21 protein-coding genes are annotated in these 23,620 nt (G+C 42.8%); 16 read left to right on the top strand and 5 right to left on the bottom strand.

What is annotated here, in order from left to right; translation table 11 throughout:
- Positions 1-7 precede the first annotated feature (7 nt).
- A complete protein-coding gene (locus tag IAE45_RS11980; protein WP_010749108.1) occupies positions 8-946 on the top strand; it encodes an ABC transporter ATP-binding protein in 939 nt (312 codons plus the stop codon).
- A gap of 30 nt (positions 947-976) precedes the next feature.
- The gene (locus tag IAE45_RS11975; protein WP_081117774.1) at positions 977-1,975 is read left to right on the top strand and encodes an RNA-guided endonuclease TnpB family protein; all 999 of its coding nucleotides are present in this window, start codon (positions 977-979) and stop codon (positions 1,973-1,975) included.
- A gap of 145 nt (positions 1,976-2,120) precedes the next feature.
- Here the strand turns inward: IAE45_RS11975 and IAE45_RS11970 are convergent, their stop codons facing one another.
- Both IAE45_RS11970 and IAE45_RS11965 read right to left on the bottom strand, forming a co-directional pair.
- Positions 2,121-2,951 carry an NUDIX domain-containing protein gene (locus tag IAE45_RS11970; RefSeq protein ID WP_200126442.1) on the bottom strand — a complete coding sequence of 277 codons (831 nt, stop codon included), beginning with the start codon at positions 2,949-2,951 and terminating at the stop codon, positions 2,121-2,123.
- Between the two features lie 50 nt (positions 2,952-3,001).
- Complete coding sequence (locus IAE45_RS11965; protein ID WP_081117773.1) at positions 3,002-3,277, bottom strand: hypothetical protein; 276 nt, start codon at positions 3,275-3,277, stop codon at positions 3,002-3,004.
- A gap of 356 nt (positions 3,278-3,633) precedes the next feature.
- On the opposite strand from IAE45_RS11965, the gene metG reads away from it, so the two are divergent.
- The 10 genes from metG (at position 3,634) to IAE45_RS11915 (ending at position 18,724) form a co-directional block, all read left to right on the top strand.
- Positions 3,634-5,640 carry a methionine--tRNA ligase gene (gene metG / locus IAE45_RS11960; RefSeq protein WP_140965366.1) on the top strand — a complete coding sequence of 669 codons (2,007 nt, stop codon included), beginning with the start codon at positions 3,634-3,636 and terminating at the stop codon, positions 5,638-5,640.
- A 262-nt stretch (positions 5,641-5,902) separates the two neighbouring features.
- Positions 5,903-8,581: a cation-translocating P-type ATPase gene (locus IAE45_RS11955; RefSeq protein ID WP_077452262.1), complete on the top strand. Its 2,679-nt coding sequence runs from the start codon at positions 5,903-5,905 to the stop codon at positions 8,579-8,581.
- Positions 8,582-8,750: 169 nt separating this feature from the next.
- Complete coding sequence (locus IAE45_RS11950) at positions 8,751-9,179, top strand: hypothetical protein (protein WP_005228008.1); 429 nt, start codon at positions 8,751-8,753, stop codon at positions 9,177-9,179.
- A 495-nt stretch (positions 9,180-9,674) separates the two neighbouring features.
- On the top strand, positions 9,675-11,177 hold the full coding sequence (abc-f, locus tag IAE45_RS11945; RefSeq protein WP_140965365.1) for a ribosomal protection-like ABC-F family protein: 1,503 nt from the start codon (positions 9,675-9,677) through the stop codon (positions 11,175-11,177).
- Between the two features lie 469 nt (positions 11,178-11,646).
- Positions 11,647-12,720 (top strand): ABC transporter ATP-binding protein, encoded by a 1,074-nt coding sequence (locus IAE45_RS11940; RefSeq protein WP_200126440.1) that lies wholly within the window; start codon positions 11,647-11,649, stop codon positions 12,718-12,720.
- The gene (locus IAE45_RS11935) at positions 12,720-13,601 is read left to right on the top strand and encodes a carbohydrate ABC transporter permease (RefSeq protein ID WP_008379450.1); all 882 of its coding nucleotides are present in this window, start codon (positions 12,720-12,722) and stop codon (positions 13,599-13,601) included. Before IAE45_RS11940 ends, IAE45_RS11935 begins: the two co-directional genes overlap by 1 nt.
- A gap of 4 nt (positions 13,602-13,605) precedes the next feature.
- Entirely contained in the window at positions 13,606-14,424 is an 819-nt protein-coding gene (locus tag IAE45_RS11930) for a carbohydrate ABC transporter permease (RefSeq protein ID WP_005228015.1), read from the top strand.
- Complete coding sequence (locus tag IAE45_RS11925; RefSeq protein ID WP_200126438.1) at positions 14,408-15,700, top strand: MBL fold metallo-hydrolase; 1,293 nt, start codon at positions 14,408-14,410, stop codon at positions 15,698-15,700. The genes IAE45_RS11930 and IAE45_RS11925 overlap by 17 nt, the downstream gene beginning before the upstream one ends.
- Positions 15,701-15,716: 16 nt before the next feature.
- Positions 15,717-17,000, top strand: a complete 1,284-nt coding sequence (locus tag IAE45_RS11920; protein WP_200126436.1) for an ABC transporter substrate-binding protein — start codon at positions 15,717-15,719, stop codon at positions 16,998-17,000.
- Between the two features lie 176 nt (positions 17,001-17,176).
- Positions 17,177-18,724, top strand: a complete 1,548-nt coding sequence (locus tag IAE45_RS11915) for a bifunctional metallophosphatase/5'-nucleotidase (protein WP_200126434.1) — start codon at positions 17,177-17,179, stop codon at positions 18,722-18,724.
- 43 nt (positions 18,725-18,767) lie between these two features.
- Here IAE45_RS11915 and IAE45_RS11910 read toward each other — a convergent pair whose 3' ends face one another.
- The 3 genes from IAE45_RS11910 to IAE45_RS11900 are packed head-to-tail and all read right to left on the bottom strand — an operon-like array spanning position 18,768 to position 20,355.
- The gene (locus IAE45_RS11910; RefSeq protein WP_005233739.1) at positions 18,768-18,929 is read right to left on the bottom strand and encodes a hypothetical protein; all 162 of its coding nucleotides are present in this window, start codon (positions 18,927-18,929) and stop codon (positions 18,768-18,770) included.
- 33 nt (positions 18,930-18,962) lie between these two features.
- A complete protein-coding gene (locus IAE45_RS11905) occupies positions 18,963-19,313 on the bottom strand; it encodes a hypothetical protein (protein ID WP_005233740.1) in 351 nt (116 codons plus the stop codon).
- Positions 19,314-19,332: 19 nt separating this feature from the next.
- On the bottom strand, positions 19,333-20,355 hold the full coding sequence (locus IAE45_RS11900) for a lactonase family protein (protein ID WP_200126432.1): 1,023 nt from the start codon (positions 20,353-20,355) through the stop codon (positions 19,333-19,335).
- A 118-nt stretch (positions 20,356-20,473) separates the two neighbouring features.
- Here IAE45_RS11900 and IAE45_RS11895 point away from each other — a divergent pair, with 118 nt between their 5' ends.
- The 4 genes from IAE45_RS11895 to IAE45_RS11880 all read left to right on the top strand — a co-directional run bounded on the left by IAE45_RS11895 (position 20,474) and on the right by IAE45_RS11880 (position 23,444).
- Entirely contained in the window at positions 20,474-20,827 is a 354-nt protein-coding gene (locus IAE45_RS11895) for a PTS glucitol/sorbitol transporter subunit IIA (protein WP_086291653.1), read from the top strand.
- Positions 20,828-20,842: 15 nt separating this feature from the next.
- Positions 20,843-22,024 carry an AI-2E family transporter gene (locus IAE45_RS11890; protein ID WP_077452243.1) on the top strand — a complete coding sequence of 394 codons (1,182 nt, stop codon included), beginning with the start codon at positions 20,843-20,845 and terminating at the stop codon, positions 22,022-22,024.
- A gap of 280 nt (positions 22,025-22,304) precedes the next feature.
- Positions 22,305-22,874: a TetR/AcrR family transcriptional regulator gene (locus IAE45_RS11885; RefSeq protein WP_200126430.1), complete on the top strand. Its 570-nt coding sequence runs from the start codon at positions 22,305-22,307 to the stop codon at positions 22,872-22,874.
- A 33-nt stretch (positions 22,875-22,907) separates the two neighbouring features.
- Entirely contained in the window at positions 22,908-23,444 is a 537-nt protein-coding gene (locus tag IAE45_RS11880; protein WP_200126427.1) for a flavodoxin domain-containing protein, read from the top strand.
- The last annotated feature ends 176 nt before the right edge of the window (positions 23,445-23,620 follow it).

Raw genomic sequence — 23,620 nt, 5'->3', positions numbered from 1 at the left:
GAAACGGTTGGAAAAAGTTTTACTTGAAGTAAAGAATCTTAAACAATATTTTAACGTTGGCCGCAAAGACGAAGTCAAAGCCGTCGATGATATCTCCTTCCAAATCTATGAAGGAGAAACCTTTGGTCTAGTAGGCGAATCCGGAAGTGGAAAATCGACCACTGGACGGACGGTGATTCGTTTGAATAACCCTACCGGAGGCGAAGTTCTTTTTGATGGACAAGATGTTATGAAAATCAAAGGCAAGAAACCGCTGGCTGATTTTCGCCGGGAAGTCCAAATGGTCTTCCAAGATCCTTATGCCTCCTTGAATCCCCGGATGAAAGTTCGGGACATTATTGCTGAAGGGATCGATATCAACGGATTAGCCAAAAATGAAAAAGAACGCAATGATCGGGTGGATGAACTTTTGCGAACGGTCGGACTCAACCCAAGTCACGGGACCCGTTATCCCCATGAATTTTCAGGGGGACAACGTCAACGGATCGGGATCGCCCGCGCGTTAGCCGTCGATCCAAAATTCATTATCTGTGATGAACCGATCTCGGCATTGGATGTTTCGATCCAAGCCCAAGTCGTTAACTTGCTGCAAGATCTGCAAGAAGAACATAAATTGACGTACTTGTTTATCGCCCATGATTTATCGATGGTCAAACACATCAGCGATCGGATCGGCGTGATGCACAACGGCAAACTGCTAGAAGTAGGCACCAGCGATGAAATCTATCATTACGGGGTCCATCCGTATACTGAAAGTCTTTTATCAGCGATTCCGCTGCCAGATCCTGACCATGAGCGTCAACGCAAACGGATCAAATACGTCAGCGAACCAAACGATAACCAAGAACGAGTAATGGAAGAGATCGCACCAGGACATTTCGTTTATGCCACGAAAAAAGAAGCCAAGATCTATCAAGAAAAGTTAGCACAAAAAAAGGGGAACTAGCGTCAAAGGTATAGGGAGTGTTAGGAGGAGATGAAACTGGGTGTTTTAAAAGCATACAAATTTCGGATCTATCCTAATGGACAGCAAAAACAGTTTTTCATCGAAACCTTCGGCTGTGTACGGTTTACTTACAATCAACTGCTGGAGGCGAAGATGGAAGAGCTGGCCAACAATGAAGCAAAGCAAGGGTTGACGCCAGCCAAACTAAAAAAGGAGTATCCTTTTTTGAAGGAGACCGATAGTTTGGCATTGGCGAATGCACAACGGAATCTGGACCGAGCGTTTCGAAATTACTTTCAAAAGCGGGCTGGCTTTCCAAAAATGAAAACCAAAAAAAGTATCTGGCAATCGTATACCACCAATAATCAGCAGCACACCATTTATTTTGAAGAGGATCAAATCAAGCTGCCAAAGCTTAAAACACTGGTTCCCGTAAAAAAGCATCGGGAGATCAAAGGGAAAATCAAATCGGCAACGATCTCAGCAAAAAACAACGAAGAGTTTTACATCTCGATCCTTTGTTTGGAAGAGATCACGCCACTCCCGAAACAGCAAGCGTCTATCGCGGTTGTTTATGATCCACAGCAGTTGGTCAAAGCCAACCAGCCGGTACCCATCACCTGTGAACATGCCATCCAAACGAAGCAAAAGCTGACACGAGCAGAACGCAAACTTCAGGTGAAAGCTACGGCGGTCAAACGGAAAAAAATCCTTTTGACTCAGGCACGAAATTATCAGAAGCTAAAAGGAAAGGTCGCTCGCCTTTATCGTTTTCACTGCTGTCAAAAGCGGGAATTCATCGATCAAGTCAGCTACCATCTCGTAAAACAGTATGATACGATCTATTTGGAACAAATCGCAGAAGATACGGTTTTAAAAGCTGGTCATTACAGCATCAGTGATTGGCATCAATTCGTTCGTAAAATCCAGTACAAAGCGCAGTGGTACGGTAAAGAACTGCGTTTTGTCACGTTGGATACGCAGGACCAACAGAAGCTAGAACGGCTATCAGGCGAAATGAGTAGCTGAGCCACTTGAACTGGAAGGAACGCCAGGGATCGCCTAGGGTATAGAAAAAATCTTTAAGATTTTTGTTTCTAGGAACCACGTTCACTAATTATGATTAACCAGCAACCCCCTGCCAAACTAAGGTCTGACAGGGGGTTGTATTTTTTTACATTTTATCACCTAAAAATGCGTCATTTAAGCGATAGATCTTTGAGGGACGCCCGATGCCGACGGGCTTTTCGCCAACTTCCGTAAAATATTGGAGCATGGATTTTTTGAAGTTGGAATGATCGATCATTTTAAAATCGATCCCTAAAAACTTGGCGAATACTTTACGGGCTTCCGTGATCGTAAAGTCTTTGCCTAACACAAGAAGCACTTGCGGCTCGTGCTCCATCTTATTGGCAACCCGTTTGAAGGCTTTGAGAATGATCGCGCTGTGGTCAAAAGCCAACGTATCTTTTCCAACAGAGGCGCCAGTCACCAAGTCAAGAATGATCTCGATCTCACCGCTGATCAAATAGATTTGATTGGCTTTTCTTTCCAGAGAGAACCAGCGCACTTGATTCGCATCGTCCCCAGCACTCAAGGGCTCTTCACCAATAAATGCCAAATAGCTGACGGTGATTACCCACCCACGCGGATCACGACCAGGGGTGCTGAAGGTATGCAGCTGTTCGATGTTTTGTTTGGAGATGGTGACCCCAATCTCTTCTTGGGTCTCACGGATCACACTTTGGCCTGTCGATTCATTGGGATTGACGAAGCCCCCTGGCAATGCCCAAGAATTACGGAAAGGATGCCCTTTTCTTTGGATCAGCGCAATTTTGAGTTGTTCTTCTTCTTTGTTGTAACACATCAACACCATATCGACGGTTACGGAGGGTTTCTCGTATTTTGGCTGATCTTGTGCCTGATACCACGTAAGAAAGTCTGCTTCAGAAGCTTCTTTTTCATAGTAGTGCTTTTCAGCTGATTTTGAGGTAAATTCTTTCATTGGTTTCTCCTGCCTTAGATAAAGTAAGTAACTGAGCGCGATGGTTTTCCTTAACGGAAAAAATAAGGAACGATCAAATTAATGAAAAACAATGCGAGATAAAGCCAAGAAGACCGAGGGTGTTCTTTGAGCGCTGAATAACCCCAAAGAGCGATCCAGAGCAGAAAAGCTACCCGTAGGATTGCCAGCGCTGTCGCAAAAAGCGCCGCGTAATCATGGCTGTTGAAGTAAGCAAACAAAAAGGGGTAACCTGTGGTTGAAAAGAGCAAGTGCCCCACAGAAAGCACGGTTAAAAGCAAAAAATGCTGTTTGTTTTTTCGGGTCATAGCGTTCCTTTCTATAAGTGAAGTCTTCCTCATTATAGCAAAAGAAGTACCTGTTAATCAAAGAGAGATAAAACAGCTTTATTTCCTATGAGATTTGTTGTCAGGATCAGATTCTTCCCCTAGAACATTGAAGTGAACGGCTATCTGCGCTATGATAACTAGTAGAAAAGAAATACTCAAATCTGCTGGTTTATTTGCTGCGTTTTAAGGACCAAAACGATTCCTTTGCTTCTTTTAGAGCATGAAGAAAGGTCTTAGGTTGTCCGCTTTTTTGATTAAATTTATAGCATTTTTGGGTTGCGAACTGTATACTACCTAAGTATACACTTTACTAGTGAAAAGGAGGACTTGCGTCCATGGCTGAAAAAGAAACATTCTATATTACGACGCCAATTTATTATCCAAGCGGCAAGCTGCATATCGGGAATTCTTACACGACGATCGCTTGTGATGCGGTAGCACGATACAAACGATTGATGGGCTTTGATGTCTTTTATTTGACGGGTGTCGATGAGCACGGTCAAAAAATCGAGAAAAAAGCAGAAGAACTTGGCGTAGATCCGCAAGAATATGTCGACAAAATGGCAGCTGACGTCAAGAAATTATGGAACACACTAGACATCAGTTATGACAAATTTATCCGTACAACGGATGACTACCATAAAACAGCCGTTCAAAAAATCTTCCAGCAATTGCTTGATCAAGGCGATATCTATCTTGGAGAATACGAAGGCTGGTATTCCGTTTCTGATGAAGAGTACTTTACCGAAACGCAACTAGCAGAAGTTTACCGCGATGAAGAGGGCAAAGTCATCGGCGGTAAAGCGCCAAGTGGTCATGAGGTAGAATTGGTGAAGGAATCTTCTTATTTCTTCCGCATGAGCAAATATGCCGATCGTTTGGTTGAATACTATGATGAACACCCAGAGTTCATTCAACCAGAATCACGTAAAAATGAAATGCTGAATAATTTCATCAAACCCGGCTTAGAAGACTTGGCTGTTTCCAGAACGACCTTTAAATGGGGCATCCCAGTCACTGCTAGTCCTGAACACGTGGTATATGTGTGGATCGATGCGTTATCCAACTATATTACGGCATTAGGCTATGGCTCAGACGACGATTCCTTGTTCCAAAAATACTGGCCAGCTGACGTGCATATGGTTGGGAAAGAAATCGTGCGTTTCCATACGATCTATTGGCCAATCATGCTGATGGCCTTAGACTTGCCATTACCGAAAAAAATCTTTGGCCATGGCTGGTTGATGATGAAAGACGGCAAGATGTCGAAATCAAAAGGCAATGTCGTTTATCCAGAAATGTTAGTGGAACGCTATAGCTTAGATGCGTTGCGTTACTATCTATTACGGGCGGTTCCTTTTGGTAGCGATGGTGTATTTACACCAGAAGATTTCGTCTCTCGTTTGAACTACGATCTAGCCAACGACTTAGGAAACTTGCTGAATCGGACGATCGCCATGATCAATAAATATTGTGATGGTTTAGTGCCGGACTATGCCTCAAAAGTGACACCTTTTGATAGCGAGTTGTCAACGACTGCTGCCAATGTGGTCGGTCGTTACCATGAAGCCATGGACAAAATGGAATTCAGTACGGCATTATCCGAAGTTTGGACATTGATTTCTCGCGCCAATAAATACATTGACGAAACCCAACCATGGGTGCTAGCCAAAGAAGAAGAAAAGCGCGCAGAATTAAATAGTGTGATGGTTCATTTGGCGGAAAGCTTACGCATCGTCGCAATCTTATTGCAACCGGTGATGACAGAAACACCAGCCAATATTTTCCAACAACTAGGGTTAGCTTCTGTTGCCATGGATCTGAAAGATTTGCGCTTCGGTGAATTTCCAAGTGGTACGAAAGTCGTTGCTAAAGGCACACCGATTTTCCCTCGTTTGGAACTTGAAACAGAAGTAGCCTACATCCAAAAGAAAATGGCTGAAGGGACACAAAGTCCAGAAGAAACGGTGAAATGGGACCCAGAAGAAACCACACTGCAATCAGAGAAAGCCGAAATCAAATACGAAGACTTCGATAAGATCGAATTAAAAGTGGCAGAAGTCGTTGACTGTCAAAAAGTCAAAGGCGCCGACAAGCTGCTGCAATTCCGCTTAGCTGCTGGGGATGATCAAGATCGTCAAATTTTATCGGGGATCGCTGAATTTTATCCAGAACCACAAGATTTGATCGGCAAAAAAGTCGTGATCGTTTCCAACTTAAAACCACGGAAAATGCGGGGGCAAGTCAGCCAAGGAATGATCCTTTCGGCAGAAGACAATGATGGTCGTCTGCAAATCGTGGAGGCACCAAAAGGCATGCCAAACGGCTCGATCATCGCTTGATTTTTAGGAGAAATCCTTTGTTGAATTTCAGCGAAAATAAAATTGCCAGACCCGAAAAGTTTTTGTATAATGTAGGTTATTGATATGAACATGAGGGAGTAATTGGCGGATTTTATCTGCGGCAGTATCACCATCCTGAAAGAAATTTCTGGTGCTGTCTTAAACAGTGAGACTTATGTATGCTTAGACAGTGCATACATAAGTCTATTTTTTTTCATATCATGTACAATAAAGGAAGAGTAACTATAAAAGGAGGAGAAACATGTCAGAAGAAAACAAAAAGGAACAGCTTTCGCAGGCGTTTTATGCGCAAGAAGCGCAGCATGTTCTGGAAGAAATGCAAACAGATGCCAATGGATTAACGAACGATGAAGCACAAAAACGCTTATCTGAGTATGGTCCCAACGAATTAGAAGAAGGCAAAAAGAAATCGATGGCACAAAAATTCTTTGAGCAATTCAAAGATTTGATGATCATCGTTTTGCTAGCGGCGGCGATTATCTCAGCAGTCGTTTCCCATGAAGTCGTGGACTCAATTATTATTTTAGCAGTTGTCATTATAAACGCGATCATGGGTGTTGTTCAAGAGGCAAAGGCAGAGCAGGCGATTGAAGCGCTAAGGGAAATGTCCACCCCAAATGCCAATGTCTTGCGTAATGGTCATACCGTCACGATTAAGAGTGATGAATTGGTTCCGGGAGATATTGTCTTATTAGAAGCTGGCGATGTCGTACCGGCGGATTTACGCCTCTTAGAAGCAAGTTCGTTAAAAATTGAAGAAGCCGCTTTGACCGGTGAATCCGTACCAGTCGAAAAAGAATTGACTGTCATCGAAGGGACTGATGTGGGGATCGGCGATCGCGTCAATATGGCCTATTCAAACAGTAATGTGACCTATGGCCGTGGAAAAGGGGTCGTGGTCAATACAGGAATGGGAACCGAAGTTGGGAAAATCGCTGGCATGCTAGCTAGCGCCCAAGAAACCGAAACACCATTGAAACGTAACTTAAATGAACTAGGAAAATTCCTGACGATCGCCATCATTATCATTGCAGTGATCATGTTCTTTGTTGGAACGATCTTTAACAATACGTCATGGGTCGACATGCTATTGACTTCGATCTCATTAGCAGTAGCGGCGATCCCAGAAGGGCTGCCAGCGATCGTAACGATCATCTTAGCCTTAGGTACGCAAGTCATGGCGAAACGAAATGCAGTGATCCGTAAATTGCCTGCGGTTGAAACCCTTGGGGCAACGGACATTATCGCTTCTGATAAAACCGGTACTTTGACGTTGAATCAAATGACCGTGGAAAAATTGTATGTCAATAACAAACAACATGCTGCTTCAGAAGATATTCCGTTAGACAACATGGCATTAAAAGTCATGAACTTTGCCAATGATACAAAATTTGGTGAAGAAGGCAACTTGATCGGTGATCCGACCGAAACTGCCTTGGTACAATTTGGGATGGATCAAGGATTCCATGTTCGGGATCTTGTCAATCAAGAACCACGGATAGCGGATCTGCCATTTGATTCTGACCGAAAACTTATGAGTACGATCCACCAACAAGAAGACGGTCGCTATTTAGTTGCTGTCAAAGGTGCACCGGATGTCTTGCTAGGCAGAACCTCCAAAGTGCTATTGGATGGCCAAGAGCTGCCAATGACCGATGAGGAAAAAGAAAAAATCTTATTCAACAATACCGATCTGGCAAAACAAGCGTTACGGGTATTGGGGATGGCCTACAAATACGTAGACCAAGTACCAGAAAATTTAGAATCAGAAATTGTCGAAAATGACCTCGTCTTTGCTGGCTTAGTCGGAATGATCGATCCAGAACGGGCAGAAGCAGCCGATGCGGTACGTTTAGCCAAAGAAGCTGGAATTCGTCCAATCATGATCACCGGAGACCACCGCGATACAGCTGAAGCCATTGCGGGACGTTTAGGGATTATCAAACCGGGCGATGATGATGCTGTCTTGACTGGTGCTGAACTCAATAAAATGAGCGATGAAGAGTTCGCTCAAAAAGTAGCCCACTATTCAGTCTATGCGCGGGTATCACCGGAACATAAAGTCCGCATCGTCAAAGCTTGGCAACAAGAAGGCAAAGTCGTTGCCATGACCGGCGACGGGGTCAACGATGCACCATCACTGAAGCAAGCCGATATTGGTGTCGGCATGGGGATCACAGGTACCGAAGTTTCTAAAGGTGCTTCCGATATGGTCCTAGCCGATGACAACTTTGCTACGATTGTCGTAGCAGTGGAAGAAGGACGAAAAGTCTTCTCCAATATTCAAAAAGCGATTCAATACTTGCTAGCCGCTAACCTAGGGGAAGTTTTGACCTTGTTCTTAGCAACCTTGTGGGGTTGGGACTCGCTATTGCCGATCCACTTGCTTTGGATCAACCTAGTAACGGATACCTTCCCAGCAATTGCCCTAGGAATGGAGCCTGCTGAAAAAGATTTAATGAAACATGCACCGCGGGGACGCAGTTCCAACTTCTTCTCAGGTGGTGTGATGAGTAGTATCATCTACCAAGGGATCTTAGAAGCGGCAACTGTGCTGTTCGTTTATTGGTCAGCGATCCAATGGCCAGTCCACAATACGTACGATGCGATCCATGCCGATGCCTTAACGATGGCTTTTGCCACGTTAGGATTGATGCAGTTGTTCCATGCCTTCAACGTCAAATCGATCCATCAGTCGCTCTTTAAAGTAGGGGCATTTAGAAACAAAGCCTTCAACTGGGCGATTCTGTTGTCCTTTGCGTTGATGCTAGTGATCTTCATCGTGCCAGGATTAAATGACATCTTCCGTGTTGCACACCTTGACTTGTATCAATGGGGCATCGTTTTAGGCGCCTCCTTTGCGATTATTCCAGTCGTTGAGATCGTCAAAGCGATCCAACGAGCAATGGGACGCAAATAAGCCAAATAAACGGAAAAACAATCAATGGTCTGCTGTCCTTCTCCATGGGCAGCAGGCCTTTTTTTGCTGACTTATTTTCGATAAACCTTTTGTCTGTTTCTTGACCTTTTCATTTGCAGTAAGAAACGGTAAAATAGAAGATAATAACAAAGAAAGTAGGGAACCCACTGTGCGACCAAACTTAGGTTTTTATGTACAAACAATCAACGATCTTGTCAAAGAAACAGAAGCAATCGGGGAGAAAATGAATCCCAATTATGAAGAGATCCGCAAAGCGATCGACGAGAAAAAAGAAGCCGAGGTAACACCTGAGCGGCTAGCTGAGATTACCAGAATTTTTAAAGAAGGCACGGACAAATACCGCTTGATGCTGGAAAAAATCAGCAAATTGCGCCCACCAGCAAATGTGATGGGGATCCATAAAAAATTCGAGCGGGCGTATATGAAATATGTTGCCGGCTGTGATGAGATGATTTTGAGTCTGGATAACAAAATCGACCAAGAAGCCTTTGATGCGGCAGAAGCTAAGCAAGATGAAGCAACGGATGAAATTTCTTTTGCTATCCAACGGATGACCGCTTTATTGTTAAAAAAATGATAAACATTCCAGTTAAACAAGAGTTATTTAATTTAACTGTTATGTTTTTCACATGTAAATTTTTTTTATCGGAGGTATAATGAATTCACAACCAACAACCTTTTTATTTTTCATTTTACTCCTTTTGCCATCAGGACTAACCAACCTGATGGTTTTTTTGTTTTTCAAGTGTTTTTTAATGAAACGTTTCCAGCGATAACGGGTTTAGTTTGTGAATAAAATAGAAAGATAAAGCAGCAGTGAGTACCGAACTTGCGCTTTTTTGTCGATCAATGCTATACTTAGGGCACTATTAAACGAAATGAGGGATCCTCCATTGAAAAATTAACCAATTTGTTGAAAGCTGCATGAAACTGTTCCTCCAAGGGGATAGTCTGCAGATTTTCAGGATTGGTTGACTTTTTCAATGGGGGATCTTTTTGTGTACCTCTAAAAACTGATTCTGAAAATAGCTTTAGGTCTACTCTATTCCGTGAATAGAGACGAGGTATATTTATGTCGAATATCAGTATTAATCATTTAACTTTTGGCTTTGATAGCCAGGAACGGTTGCTTTTTGAGGATGCCAACTTGAACCTTGATACACAATGGAAATTAGGGTTGATTGGCAGAAATGGTCGCGGCAAAACGACCTTGCTGCGTCTGCTACTCAATGAATTGCCTTATAGCGGCTCGATCACCCATGAGCAACAATTTGTTTATTTTCCCTTAACCGTCGCTGATGATCAGCAATTGACGCTTTTTGTTTTACAGGAATCTGGCGAATTTGAGCAGTGGCGTTTGGAGCGGGAATTGAACCTGCTGCAACTTGATCCAGAAGTGCTTTGGCGTCCCTTTGCGACTTTATCTGGCGGCGAGCAAACGAAAGTCCTATTGGCGCGGTTGTTCGTTGATGAAGAGAATTTTCCTTTGATCGATGAACCGACCAACCATTTGGATGTGACCGCTCGCCAACATGTTGCCCGCTATTTGCAGCAAAAAACCGGGTTTATCGTTGTGAGCCATGATCGACAGTTTGTCGATGAAGTCGTCGATCATGTATTGGCGATCGAAAAAAGCCGCTTGGTGTTGTACAAAGGGAATTATTCAGTCTATGAGCTGCAAAAGCAGCAAAAAGATGCCTATGAGCAAGAACAAAACAGCAAGTTGAAAAAAGAAATCGGGCGTTTGAAGCAGACAGCAGCCGAAAAAGCGGAGTGGTCCCGAGGACGCGAACGGGACAAATTAGGGTCGCCGACCAAAAAAGGCAGCGGGGCAGTCTATGATACGGGGGCGATCGGTGCCCGAGCGGCACGGACCATGAAGCGCTCGAAAGCGATCGTTAAACGGATGGAAGATCAAATTCAAGACAAGTCTGCGTTGTTAAAAGACATTGAGTGGATCGATCCGCTGAAAATGACCCCACTGGTTAGCCATCATGACGTGTTGCTGGAAGCAGAGCATTTTCAGCTCGGCTATGAGCAGCCTTTGTTTAAACCGCTGACGTTTGCGATCCGCCAAAAAGAGCGCTTGGGGATTCAAGGGGCCAACGGATCTGGCAAGTCCAGTTTGATTGCGAGTATTTTAGGTACTTTCGATGGACAGCAGACAGGGACAATCAAAACAGCCCACGGGATCACTATTAGTTACGTCCGGCAAAATTATGAGGACAACCGTGGGATGCTGACAGAGTTTGCCCAAGAGCATGGCTTGAATTATCAAGATCTGCTAAATAATTTAAAAAAACTTGGCTTGGAAAGAACTGTCTTTCAAACCCCGATCCAGCAAATGAGTATGGGGCAACGTAAACGCGTGGAGCTAGCCAAATCATTAGCAACACCAGCGGAATTGTTTATCTGGGATGAACCGCTGAATTATTTGGACGTCTTCAATCAGAAGCAATTAGAGGAAGTGATCCATTTGGTGGAGCCTTCTATGCTGATCATTGAACACGACCGTTATTTTCTTGAGCAAGTCTCAACGAAATTGCTGACGTTGACGATCGATGAAAAAGAATGAATAAAGAGAAAAAAGGACGATTGTTTTCTTAAAAAAATCGTTCTTTTTTTGTTATTTTAAACGGGAATTTACTGACAGGTTTAGTAAATAAATACTAAGGGTGCTTTTGATAAAAAAGAAGTGTAAAAATAGTGTTATTATACACAGCTGCATATATTTGATAAAATTCATTCATTTTTTCATGAAAATTTTCGAAAAATGACGAAATGTTCGTGTTTAGTGGGGATAATCCTCTTTGAGCCACTCATCGTTTTCTCATTATTAGGTAAATTAATTAAAAATTCTTTCATAATTCCCAATGATTTTTACAAAACATTTACAATAATAGTATCGAATAAAAACATTCGTTTGTTATGATTAAAATCGAATTTCTTTGAGCGTTTGTCCGAAACATCAAGAGTTCGTTTTTTTTGTGACTTGAAATGCCAGTCAACTATTCGGAGGAAAAAGAGAAAATGGAGGGGCAGTTTTGATAGAAGTAGTCGGGTTGAAGAAGGTTTTCGATAATAAGTTTGAAGCCTTGAAAGCAGTAGATTTTACAATAGAAAAAGGCGATTTGGTTTGTTTGTTGGGACCGAGTGGTTGCGGGAAATCGACGATATTGAATTTGATCGCGGGGTTGTTAAGTCCCACCGATGGAGATATCCGCTTTAATGGTACTTCCGTTGTTAAGACGGAGCCGAAAGACCGCAATATCGGGTTTGTTTTTCAGAATTATGCCCTTTATCCCCATATGACTGTGTTAGAAAATGTCATGTTTCCCTTGACAGTCGGAGAGAAAAAAATCAAGAAAAATGAAGCACAAAAAATTGCTGAGAAGTTCATGAAACTGACCAATATTGAAGAATTAAGTCAGAAAAAACCTGGAACCCTTTCCGGTGGACAGCAGCAACGGGTCGCTATTACTCGTGCTTTGGTACAAAGTCCAGAAGTGTTACTGCTAGATGAACCATTGAGTAACCTAGATGCCCGTTTGCGCTTGAAGATCCGTGAAGAGATCCGTCGGTTAGTCAAAGAAGTAGGTATCACCACGATCTTCGTGACTCATGACCAGGAAGAAGCTCTTTCTATCAGTGATAAGATCATTTTGATGAACGAAGGGATCATTCAGCAAAATGATGATCCGCAAAACCTTTACTTAGAACCAAACAATCTTTTCGTAGCGAAATTTATTGGTAATCCAATCATCAACATCTTGCCAGTAGAAGTCAAAGAGGGACAAATGATCCATCCAGCGTTTACGATCCCAGTTGACCGCTTTACTGACATTCGCTTCAAAAAACCATTGACAGACGGCCAATATACGTTAGGTATTCGTCCAGAAGATGTGCTGACCACCTTGCAAGCAGGTTTGTTCCAAACAGAAATCAAGAGTGTGGAGCTGATCGGACGAGAACGAATCTTGAACTTTGATCTGGCTGAAAAACATATGAAATCGATCGTTAGTATTGAAGAGATCATTGAAGAAGGCGCGCAAGTGTCATTTGATTTTCATTACAAAAAAGCCTTTATCTTTGATGAAAAAGGAGAGCGGCTCTACTAATGTTCAAAAAAAATTATAACCCTGAGAATCAACCAAAGGCGTGGCTGTTTTTACTGCCTTCATTGGTCATTATTTTCTTATTCAGTGTGTATCCGCTGTTTCGTTCCTTCATCATGAGTTTCCAAAAAGGAACCTTGATTAACCAACAGTATGCTGGGCTTGAGAACTATCAAAGGGTTTTAACGGACCCCGTCTTCTTTCGAGCACTGCAAAACACAGCACTGTTTGCTTTTGCGGTCGTGCCGATCTCGCTGATTCTTTCATTAGCGATTGCTTGGATCATTTTTGAAAAAGTCAAATACAAAAGTTTTTTTGAAACGATCTTCTTTATGCCCTATGTCACAAGTACGATTGCGATCGGGATCGTGTTTCGTTACTTTTTCAATGGCTCTTACGGGATCATTAATTATCTGCTAGGTCTTGTCGGCATTGCGCCAGTCAACTGGCTAGATAACGTCAACATGAGTATGACGACTTTGATCATCTTCGGCGTTTGGACGAGCCTCGCCTTCAACATTATTATCTTGTTGGCAGGAATGCGCAACATCGACAAAGAACACTATAAAATCGCAAAAATGTTTGGCGCTACCGATGGCGAGATTTTTCGGAAAATCACCTTTCCGCAGTTGATCCCGACCTTTGCTTTCTTGTTGACGGTCAATCTGATCAGTGCCTTTAAAGTTTATACTCAAGTATATGCTTTGTTTGGCGGCCAGCCAGGGATCGCTCGTAGTGCAACGACAGCAGTCTTTTATATTTATGACAAATTCCATATTGCCGGACGTCCGGGGATTGCAATGGCGGCAACCGTGATCTTGTTCATCATTATTTTGCTCGTCACCTTTATCCAAAATAAACTTTTGAAGAAAGTGGGCGAATAAACGAATGAAAAAAATTGTGACGATTGTTTCGATGTTGTTTTTAGCAATTTTAGCAGTGATCACGCTGTTTCCCTTTGTCTATATGATCTTGGCTGGGCTAATGACCTACAGTGAAGCAACCAGTATTCCCCCAACGATTATGCCGGAGTCTTTCCAGTGGAGCAACTACGGGGAAGTCTTTACCCGAGCACCGTTTTTACGCTACTTCTTTAATACGGTCTTCGTTTCTGCGGTGACGACTATCGCGACGCTGATCACGGCGATTCTAGCTGCCTTTGCATTAACAAGTCTTGAATTCAAATACAAACGTCTCGTGATTGGCTTGATGATCTCGTTATTGATGGTTCCTTATGAATCGATCATTTTCACCAATTACAATACGATTGCGCGAATGGGCTTATTGAATACGTATAGTGCCTTGATCATTCCCTTTTTGACCAGTATTTTTTACATCTATTATTTAAATGGTTATTTACAAAGTATTTCTAATACCTTTTATAAGGCAGCCAAAATTGACGGTGCCAGCGACCTAGCTTATATCCGCCGGATTTTGATCCCCATGTCAAAACCAGCCTTAGTGACAGTCGGGATTCTGACGTTCATCTCTAGCTGGAATTCCTTCTTATGGCCGTTGTTAGTGACCAATGAGAAAAAATACCGCCTCTTAAATAATGGGTTGGCTGCCTTTACCACAGAAAGCGGCAGTGACGTTCATTTACAAATGGCGGCAGCGACCTTGACCGTCATTCCAATTCTGATCATTTACTTGATCTTTAGAAAAGAAATTATCAAAGGAGTGGCTAAAGATGGCATCAAAGGATAAAACAACGATCACCTTCCATAGCGGGATCTTAACGATTGGAGGGACCGTCATCGAAGTTGCGTATAAAGATGCCCATATCTTTTTTGACTTCGGTTCGGAATACCACCCAGAAACACCTTTACCAGATGAAGAAATACAAACTCTAGTCTCCCACCGTTGGATACCAGAACTGAAAAATGTCTACGATCCACGCTTAGACTACACGTATCAAGGCAGTGAAACGAAAGAATACCAAGAAACAGCAGTCTTCCTTTCCCATGCCCATCTGGATCACTCAAAAATGATCAACTTTTTAGACCCAAATATTCCTATGTACACCTTGAAGGAAACCAAAGCGATCCTTGAAGTGTTGAATCAAAAAGGGGACTTCTTGCTGCCCGTTCCTCATGAGGAAAAAAGCTTTGTCCGTGAATTGATCGGCTTAGAACCCCATGATGTGATTCGGATCGGGGAAATCGAAGTCGAGATCATTCCAGTCGATCATGATGCGTACGGTGCGGCGGCCTTGTTAATTCGCACGCCGGATCATTTTATTGCTTATACCGGTGATTTACGTTTGCATGGCTATCATCCAGAGCGTACCAAAGAATTCTGTCAATTAGCCAAACACACGGATCTATTGATGATGGAAGGGGTCAGCATCAGCTTCCCAGAAAGAGAACCGGATCCCAATGCGATCACGGTGGAAAGTGAAAAAGAATTGATCGAGACGTTTGTGCGTTTGGTCAAAGAAAATCCCCAACGACAAATTACCTTCAATGGCTATCCAGCCAATGTCGAGCGCTTTATGGCGCTTGTCGAAGCCGCACCACGGACGGTTGTTCTAGAGGCGACCCAAGCCGCATTGCTGAAAGAAATTTTCGATAAAGATGTACCGTTCTATACGATCGATGATCAAGTACCAGCGACCCTCGATCCAGCCTTTGCTATTTCATATCAGGCATTATGTGACGACACGAGCCAGTACCTTTGGCAAGCAGTCGCGCATTTTGAAAACTTGCAAACAGGTGGATTGTATATCCACAGTGATGCACAGCCGTTAGGCGATTTTGATCCAGCTTATCAAGTCTTTTTGGATCAACTGGCAGCACTGGAGATCGAATTTGTCCGTTTGCCAAACTCGGGACATGCAAAACCAGCTGATTTAGATCAGATCATTGCCTGGATCGAGCCCCAACGATTGGTTCCAATCCATACGCTGAAACCAGAAAATCTGGTGAATCCGTACGGTGAAAGAATATTGCCGCAACGCGGTGAAAAAATTATTTTAGAGTGATAGAGGAGAGGAAAAAATGAAAACAAAGAAACTTGCATTTGCAGCAGCTGCAGCCGCGACATTGGTATTAGGGGCTTGTGGAAACAACAACGATTCATCTGGTTCTACGGAAAGTGATGAAATCGTTACAGAACTAAGCGAAGATACGACTGTCACCTTTTGGCATGCAATGAATGGTGCGCAAGAAGAATCATTGACGAAATTGACCGAGCAATTCATGGACGAAAATCCAAACATCAAGATCGAATTGCAGAACCAATCAAGCTATCCTGATTTGCAAGCAAAGGTGAATTCAACCTTGCCTTCACCAAAAGATCTGCCAACTATCACCCAAGCATATCCTGGTTGGTTATGGAATGCTGCCCAAGATGACATGTTAGTTGACCTTGGCGAATACATCAACGATGATACTATCGGTTGGGGTGACCAAGAAGAGATCCGCAGTGCCCTTTTAGATGGTGCACAAATCGACGGCGTGCAATACGGGATTCCTTTCAACAAATCTACAGAAATGCTGTTTTACAATGCAGACATGTTAGATGAGTATGGTATTGACGTACCAACAAACCTGGAAGAATTAAAAGAAGCTTCTCAAGAAATCTATGAAAAATCAAACGGTGAAGTAGTCGGTGCTGGTTTTGACTCATTGAACAACTACTATGCCATCGCAATGAAAAATCAAGGCGTTGATTTTGACAAAGACTTGCAATTAGACAGCGATGAATCAAAAGAAGTCATCAACTACTACCTAGATGGTGTCAAAGACGGCTACTTCCGAATCGCTGGTTCTGACAAATACTTGTCTGGGCCATTTGCCAACGAGCAAATCGCAATGTATGTCGGCTCCATCGCAGGGGAAGGCTTTGTTAAAAAAGATACTGAAGGCAAATTCGAATATGACGTAGCAGCTCGTCCAGAAGCCATCAACTTGCAACAAGGAACTGACTTGTACATGTTCAACAGCGCAACACCAGAGCAACGTACTGCTGCTTTTGAATACATGAAATTCTTGACTTCTCCAGAAGCGCAAAAAACATGGGCAATCGATACCGGCTACATGCCAGTTGTTGAATCTGTTTTGGAAAGCGATGAATACAAAAACAATCCTGAAACAAAAGTAGCTGCCAAATTAGAAGATGCAACCAAAGAATTGTTCTCGATCCCAGTGATTGAAAATGCTGATCCTGCTTACAATGAAATGCGTTCAATCATGGAAAACATTTTGTCTAATACAGATCAAGATGTCGATCAATTGATTGAAAATGCAAAACCACAATTAGAAGATGCTTGGAACCAATAATTCTGAATTTCTTCGTCAAAATAGGGTATAATCAGGGAAACACCTGAGAATGAAACACTAAAGGGTTTGTGCCATAAGGTTTGAAGACACAAGGAAGCAGAAAATGCTGGCTTTCGAGGGTTTTCGACTTATGCGCATGCCCTTTTGGTCTATTGAGGGGAAAAGGAGTCTTTTGAATGAAAATCACGTTTTTAGAAACGAGCGATATGCATGGCTATGTCTATCCAACCAATTTTGCCGATGATACGGAACAAGGATTCGGCGTGGCAAAAGTTGCCACCAAAATGAAAGAGCTACGTCAAGCAGCCTCCGGGCCGGTCGTAACGATCGAAAATGGCGACTTTATCCAAGGCTCGCCCTTAAGCTATTACATCGCCAAGAGCCAGCATTCCGTTGCCGCATTGACCGCTGTCGTCAACCACCTAGACGTTGATGTTCATGTCTTAGGCAATCATGAGTTCAACTACGGTCTGCCTTATTTGCAAGAAGCGATCGCCAGCTACCAAACACCAGTACTGGCAGCGAATATTTTAAATGAAGCGGGAGAACCATTTTTTGGACAAGCCTACACCATCATTGAAAAAGAAGGGGTAAAGATCGCGATCTTAGGAATGGTGACGCCGTATATTCCTCACTGGGAACAGCCTGCGACGATTCGCGGGATGCAGTTTGTCAGCATCGTTGAGACAGCGAAAAACTATGTACCTTACTTACGAGAACAAGCCGATATTGTTGTCGTCAGCTACCATGGCGGCTTCGAGCGTGATTTAGTCACTGGAGAACCGACCGAATTATTGACTGGTGAAAATGAGGGCTACCAATTATTGCAGGAAGTCTCAGGAATCGATGCGTTCTTCACAGGACACCAGCACCGTGAGATCGCCACAAAAATCAATGGTGTCCCCGTTGTACAGCCCGGTTATCGTGGAAGCTTTATCGGCGCCATCGAATTGACGGTTGAAAAAAATCAGACAGGGGTTCATGTCACAAACAGTACGGCTGCGTTGATCCCTGTTGCAGATGCTTTCCCAGATCAAGAGGCGTTGGCTTTGTTAGCACCCATCGAAGAAGAATTACAAACCTGGCTAGATCAGCCGTTAGGCAAAGTCAGTGGGGATATGCGAATCACCGATCCGATGGGGGCACGCTTGAAAGAGCACCCTTATATTGAATTTATCAATCGTGTTCAGATGGCTGCCAGCGGCGCCAAAATTTCTGGTACTGCTCTTTTCAACAATGAGGGCAAAGGCTTTGGCGCAACAATCACGATGCGAGATGTGATCACTAATTATATTTACCCAAATACGTTAGCTGTAGTCAAAATAACAGGTGCCGAATTAAAAGCCGCTTTAGAACAAACGGCGGATTATTTAGCCGTTGTTGACGGTCAGATCGTCTTCAATCCTGCTTTTATTGAGCCAAAGCCGCAATATTATAACTACGATATGTATGAAGGCATCGAGTATACGATCGATCTTAGTCAACCCGTCGGTCAGCGAATCACCCGCTTGGACTTTGAAGAAAAAGCCATTGCGATGGACCAAGAATTAGAGATCGTCATCAACCAATACCGTGCTGTAGGTGGTGGCAACTACGCCATGTTTTCTGCCGAAAAAATCGTTCGTGAGATCCAAGTCGATATGACAGAACTGATTGCTGACTATTTAAAACAGCATCCTCAGATCGAAGCTACGACGAATCAAAACTTTCTAGTGACGTTATAATAGCAAAACAGCCTGCGATGAAGGAATCATCGCAGGCTGTTTCTTAATTTTCTACATTACGTACATAATCATCAAAGTATTTTACCAAATCCGCTTTGACTTGTTGATAGTCTTCTTCGGAATAGTCTTTGTCTTCTAGTTTTGCTTCGAAAAATGGCATCGCCAATTCTTCTCGTAAACGATCCAACACTTGTTCTTGGTTCATAACGTCACCTTTTTCACTTTTGATTTGATTTCATCATAACAAATGAAATGAGGCTGTCAATGCTTCGTAAGTGTCTTTCATTTTTTCTAAACGATTTTTTAAAGAAACAAAATCATCGTCATCATGAAAAAGGACTTGTTTTAATTCAAAATAATAGATCTCAAAAGCATCAAAGAAAGCAATGACTTCCGCTGTTTGCAGCTCTTTGGCAGTATCGCAGCGAATATAGGCTTTTTCAGCGATCGCATACGTTTCCGCAGTCGTTAATAGGACCAATGATTCATTGTATTTGCGGCTCGTCACTAGTTCAAAGGTTGATTGACATTTATTGTAGATATTAGAAAAATCTTTGAGCACGAGTTCCTTTGGTGTTTTATCAAACATGGGGGAATCCTCCAAAACTTTATTTTTTGAATAAGACGCAGACACATTCTGGTGCGTAGATGTCTTTTTCTAAGACAGTCAATTTGCCAGTGGCTTCATCGCGTTTGTATAACGTTAGGTTATCAGAATTTTGGTTGGCACAAACGAGATAATCGTTTGTCGGGTCCAAATCGAAATCGCGAGGGAAGTCGCCTTCAGTCGAGATTGATTGAACAAAAGTCAGGCCAGCGCCTTCATCGGTTACTTCAAAAACAGCGATTGAATTATGGCCGCGATTTGAGCTGTAAACAAAACGGCCATTGTTCGAGATACGTACCGCAGCGCCACTGTTGAAATCCGTAAAGTCCGCAGGGATCGTTGGCACCTTTTGGATTTTCTCAAAACTGCCATCTGTTTCATTGTAGCGTAAAACAGTCAATGAGCTGTCTAATTCGCCCACTAAGTAAGCGTATTGGTTATTTGGATGGAAGACCAAGTGACGTGGACCAGTTCCGTCTTCTGCCACGTAAACGGCAACTTCTGTCAGTTTGCCATCTTCTGAAATATCATAAGTATAGACCCGGTCTGTTCCAAGGTCACAAACTGCTAAACGTTGGTCTGGTGTTAAGTCAGTATAATGGACATGAGGTTTGTCTTGGTTTTCATGAGAGCCGACGGGTTCATCATGGTAGATGCTGTCCGTTGCTTCGATGCTGCCATCTTCTAGAATTTTATAAACATTCACTTCACCTTTGTGGTAGTTGGCACCATATAAAAGCTGACGGTTTTCATCAACTGCTACATAGCAAAGGGGTGCGCCTTCTTCCGTTGCGGTATTCAGCAAGGTAAAGTCTGGAGTATAAGCAGCGGCGCCGCCGTTGCCAGCTACTTCTGTGACGCTGTAAACTGCTTCTTTTTTACTGCGGGCAAGATAAGTCGGACTTTTTTCTTCCGCACATAAGGTCAAATCGGTCAGTGTTCCTTTTTCCGTATCTAAAGCGATCGAATAGATCCCTTTACTTTCGCGACGAGTGTACGTACCTAAATAAATCGTTTGCAACATAAAAAAACCTCCTAATAGTTTCATTCCTCTTTAATTCTACCATAGAATGCGGTTTTGGGCGGGTAGAAAAACTCTTTATGTTATAATAAACGAGAAGATAGAAAGGGGAGTTTGTCATATGAAAAAAGGGACGATCAAAGAAATTGGTCCACAAGCGATCGATTCACAAGAAAGAATGATCATCTTCTTTGGGGAAGAAGCGACCGACACACTGCGAGAATATTCAGTCATTCAAACGATTCCTGATTCGCAAGCGTTAGTCGTCAAAAAAGGGGATCAGATCACTTTTGGTGATCAGACCTATCAAGTCCAATATGTAGGAACGGTGGCTAACCAAATCCTGCAAACGATCCAGCATGTGACCTTTGTCTTTGACGAAGAGCCGGCTGAAGATCCGCTTTCAAGTGCGATTTATTTAACGCCAACTGTTTTGCCGAACCTCGAAGTCGGCATGCAAGTGACGTACAACTAGGAGGCAAAGAATGTCATGAAAGAAACGCAGAAAAAGCCGCATTCCTGGTTTTGGAAATGGTTTTTAAACAATCAAGCAGTGACCAGCTTGCTGGTCATTTTATTGATTCTCTTGATTTTGCTGCTCTTTACGAAAGTGTCGTATTTGTTTGAACCTGTCTGGCAATTTTTAGCTATCGTCGGATTGCCAATCATTTTGGCGGGCATTTTATATTACTTGATGAATCCAACTGTTGACTACTTAGAACGCAAAGGGATCAAGCGAATCTACAGTATTTTCGGTCTCTTTATTTTAGTGGTTGGTCTGATCGTCTGGGGTGTGGTGGTGATCATCCCTAAGATTCAAGAGCAATCCATGAGTTTTGCGGATAATTTGCCAGGCTACTTGACGATTATTGAGAATAAGGTGAATGAAATCTTGTCTGATCCAATCTTCTCGCAAGTCCAAGAGCAGATCGAAGCTTCCAATGAGAAGTTGATTTCTTCTCTGACGGATATCGTCCAAAACCTTTCCCGCAGCACGATTCAAAATCTAGGTAGTTTCTTCGGGGCTGTTGCGACGATCGTTTTAGCGGTCATTACCATGCCGTTTATTTTGTTCTACCTACTGAAAGATGGCCGCAAACTAGCCCCTTATTTTGTCAAATTTTTACCAACCAAAATGCGCCAGCCGTCACTGATCGTTTTAAAAGAAATGAATGACCAGGTATCCTCCTATATTCGGGGACAGCTGACAGTGGCGTTTGCGGTCGCAGTGATGTTTATGATCGGCTTTAGTATTATTGGCTTAGATTATGCCATCACACTAGGCATTGCAGCTGGCTTTTTAAATTTGATCCCTTATTTAGGATCTTTTTTGGCCATGATTCCAGCGGTCTTTTTAGGAATTGTTGGTGGGCCGGTATTGCTGATCCAAGTCCTGATCGTCTTTGTCATTGAGCAGACCATTGAAGGACGCTTGATCTCACCGTTAGTTTTAGGAAACGAATTGTCGATCCATCCTGTCACGATTCTTTTAGTCCTCTTGACTTCAGGAAAACTATTTGGCCTTGTTGGGGTCATTTTAGGGATTCCTGTCTATGCAGCTGCCAAGGTGATCATTACCCATGTATTTGAATGGTATACGCGGGTTTCCTCCTTGTATGAAGACGAAGAACCGATCCCCGAAGCACCATCAGAGGAGACACCCGAAGTCTAGCAACTTCGAATGTAAAAGAGTCAATACGTATTATCAACGGTACAGCCTTTTTCTGTGGGCTGTATCTTTTTTGTGCGGATAAAACAACCAGTATCGTTATAAACTGAATAGCGTATAAATTTGAGTAGACTATGAGAGGTGGGGCTGACAGAAACGCTGCCCACTTATTTCCAGAAAGAGGATCGAAAGGTGTCTCGAAACGGATTGACTTCTAAGGATCAAATAAATATAATTGAGTTATATAAATTGTTTATATAACTAAGGTATAGGAGTATGATGGATGCCAAAACAACGAATAACAAAGGAAATGGTGGTTGATGCTGCCTTTGAGATTGCGCGAAAAGGCGGTATGGAGCAAGTGATCGTCAAGAACATTGCCGAGAAGTTAGGCTGTTCAGTCCAGCCGATTTATAGTTACTGCACCAATATGGAGGGGCTGCGGACCGAGGTAGAACAGAGAGCACGGCAATTTTTACAAGAGTATTTAGCAGCCCATATTGACAAGCGTGATTTGTTTCGTAGTACCGGACATGCGTATGTGCAACTTGCCAAAGAAGAACCATATATTTTGAAGCTATTTGTATTGCAAAAAAGAACGAATGTTTCTTCATTAGAAGAGCTGTATCAGTTGGAAACGAATCCTCAAGTAGCAAAAAGGATTGCCGCCGATTTGAACATTAGCATAGAAACCGCCAAACAGCTACACTTGCATATGCTGATTTACACCATCGGAATCGGCACGATTTTCTCAGTAACGACACCCGGTATTCCACTAGATGAAATCTATGCACAACAGGAAAAAGCGTACGAAATGTTTTTGAAACAGGCAATAAATTCCACAGAAAAATAAGTCGCAGTCCTAACTGCAGGGAGGAGTTCCCCCATGAAAAACGGCATTATTGTTTACCAATCGAAATACGGCGCTGTCAAAAAGTATGTTCACTGGCTTCAAGAAGCAACAGGTTTTTCTAGCGTAGAAACTCCAAAAGCGAAAATAGCTGAAGTAATGGATTATGACACAATTATCTTCTGTGGGGGAATCTATGCTTCCGGCATTGCTGGACTGTCCTTTTTAAAAAAGAATAGCAACCAGCTAAAAGACAAAGAGATACTTATCTTTTGTGCGGGAGCCTCTGCTCCTGAAGAAGATGTTGTGAAAAAACTCAGAGAACAGAATCTCACGGGTCCGCTAAAGGACATTCCCCTTTTTTACGGAAGAGGGCAATGGCAGGAAAGCAAAATGACCTTTTTTGATCGGACCTTAGTGAAGATGTTAAGAAAAGCTGCCGTTAAAAAAGAGCCACATACCTATGACCCACAGACGAAGGCGCTCATGGAAGCCAATGGACAAGATTGTGATTGGACGGATAAAAAGTACTTGGTTCCGTTGGTGAATTATTTGGAACAGGAACTGTTTTGAAAGAGCAAACAAGTTTTTTGAGGTTTTATGAATCAAAGGAACAATGATAAGTCAGAGAAAAAAATGAAGTGTTCTTACTACGCATTTATGTTCTGTTTGCTACCAAGAATTTGCCAATATGTTCTTAGAAAGTTTTCAATCTATTTCTAAAAATCAATGATTAAATCGAATACCGA

It is taken from the genome of Enterococcus sp. S53 (assembly GCF_016516865.1).
GTDB lineage: Bacteria > Bacillota > Bacilli > Lactobacillales > Enterococcaceae > Enterococcus_D > Enterococcus_D innesii.
This window is presented reverse-complemented; position numbering and strand designations above follow the sequence as displayed.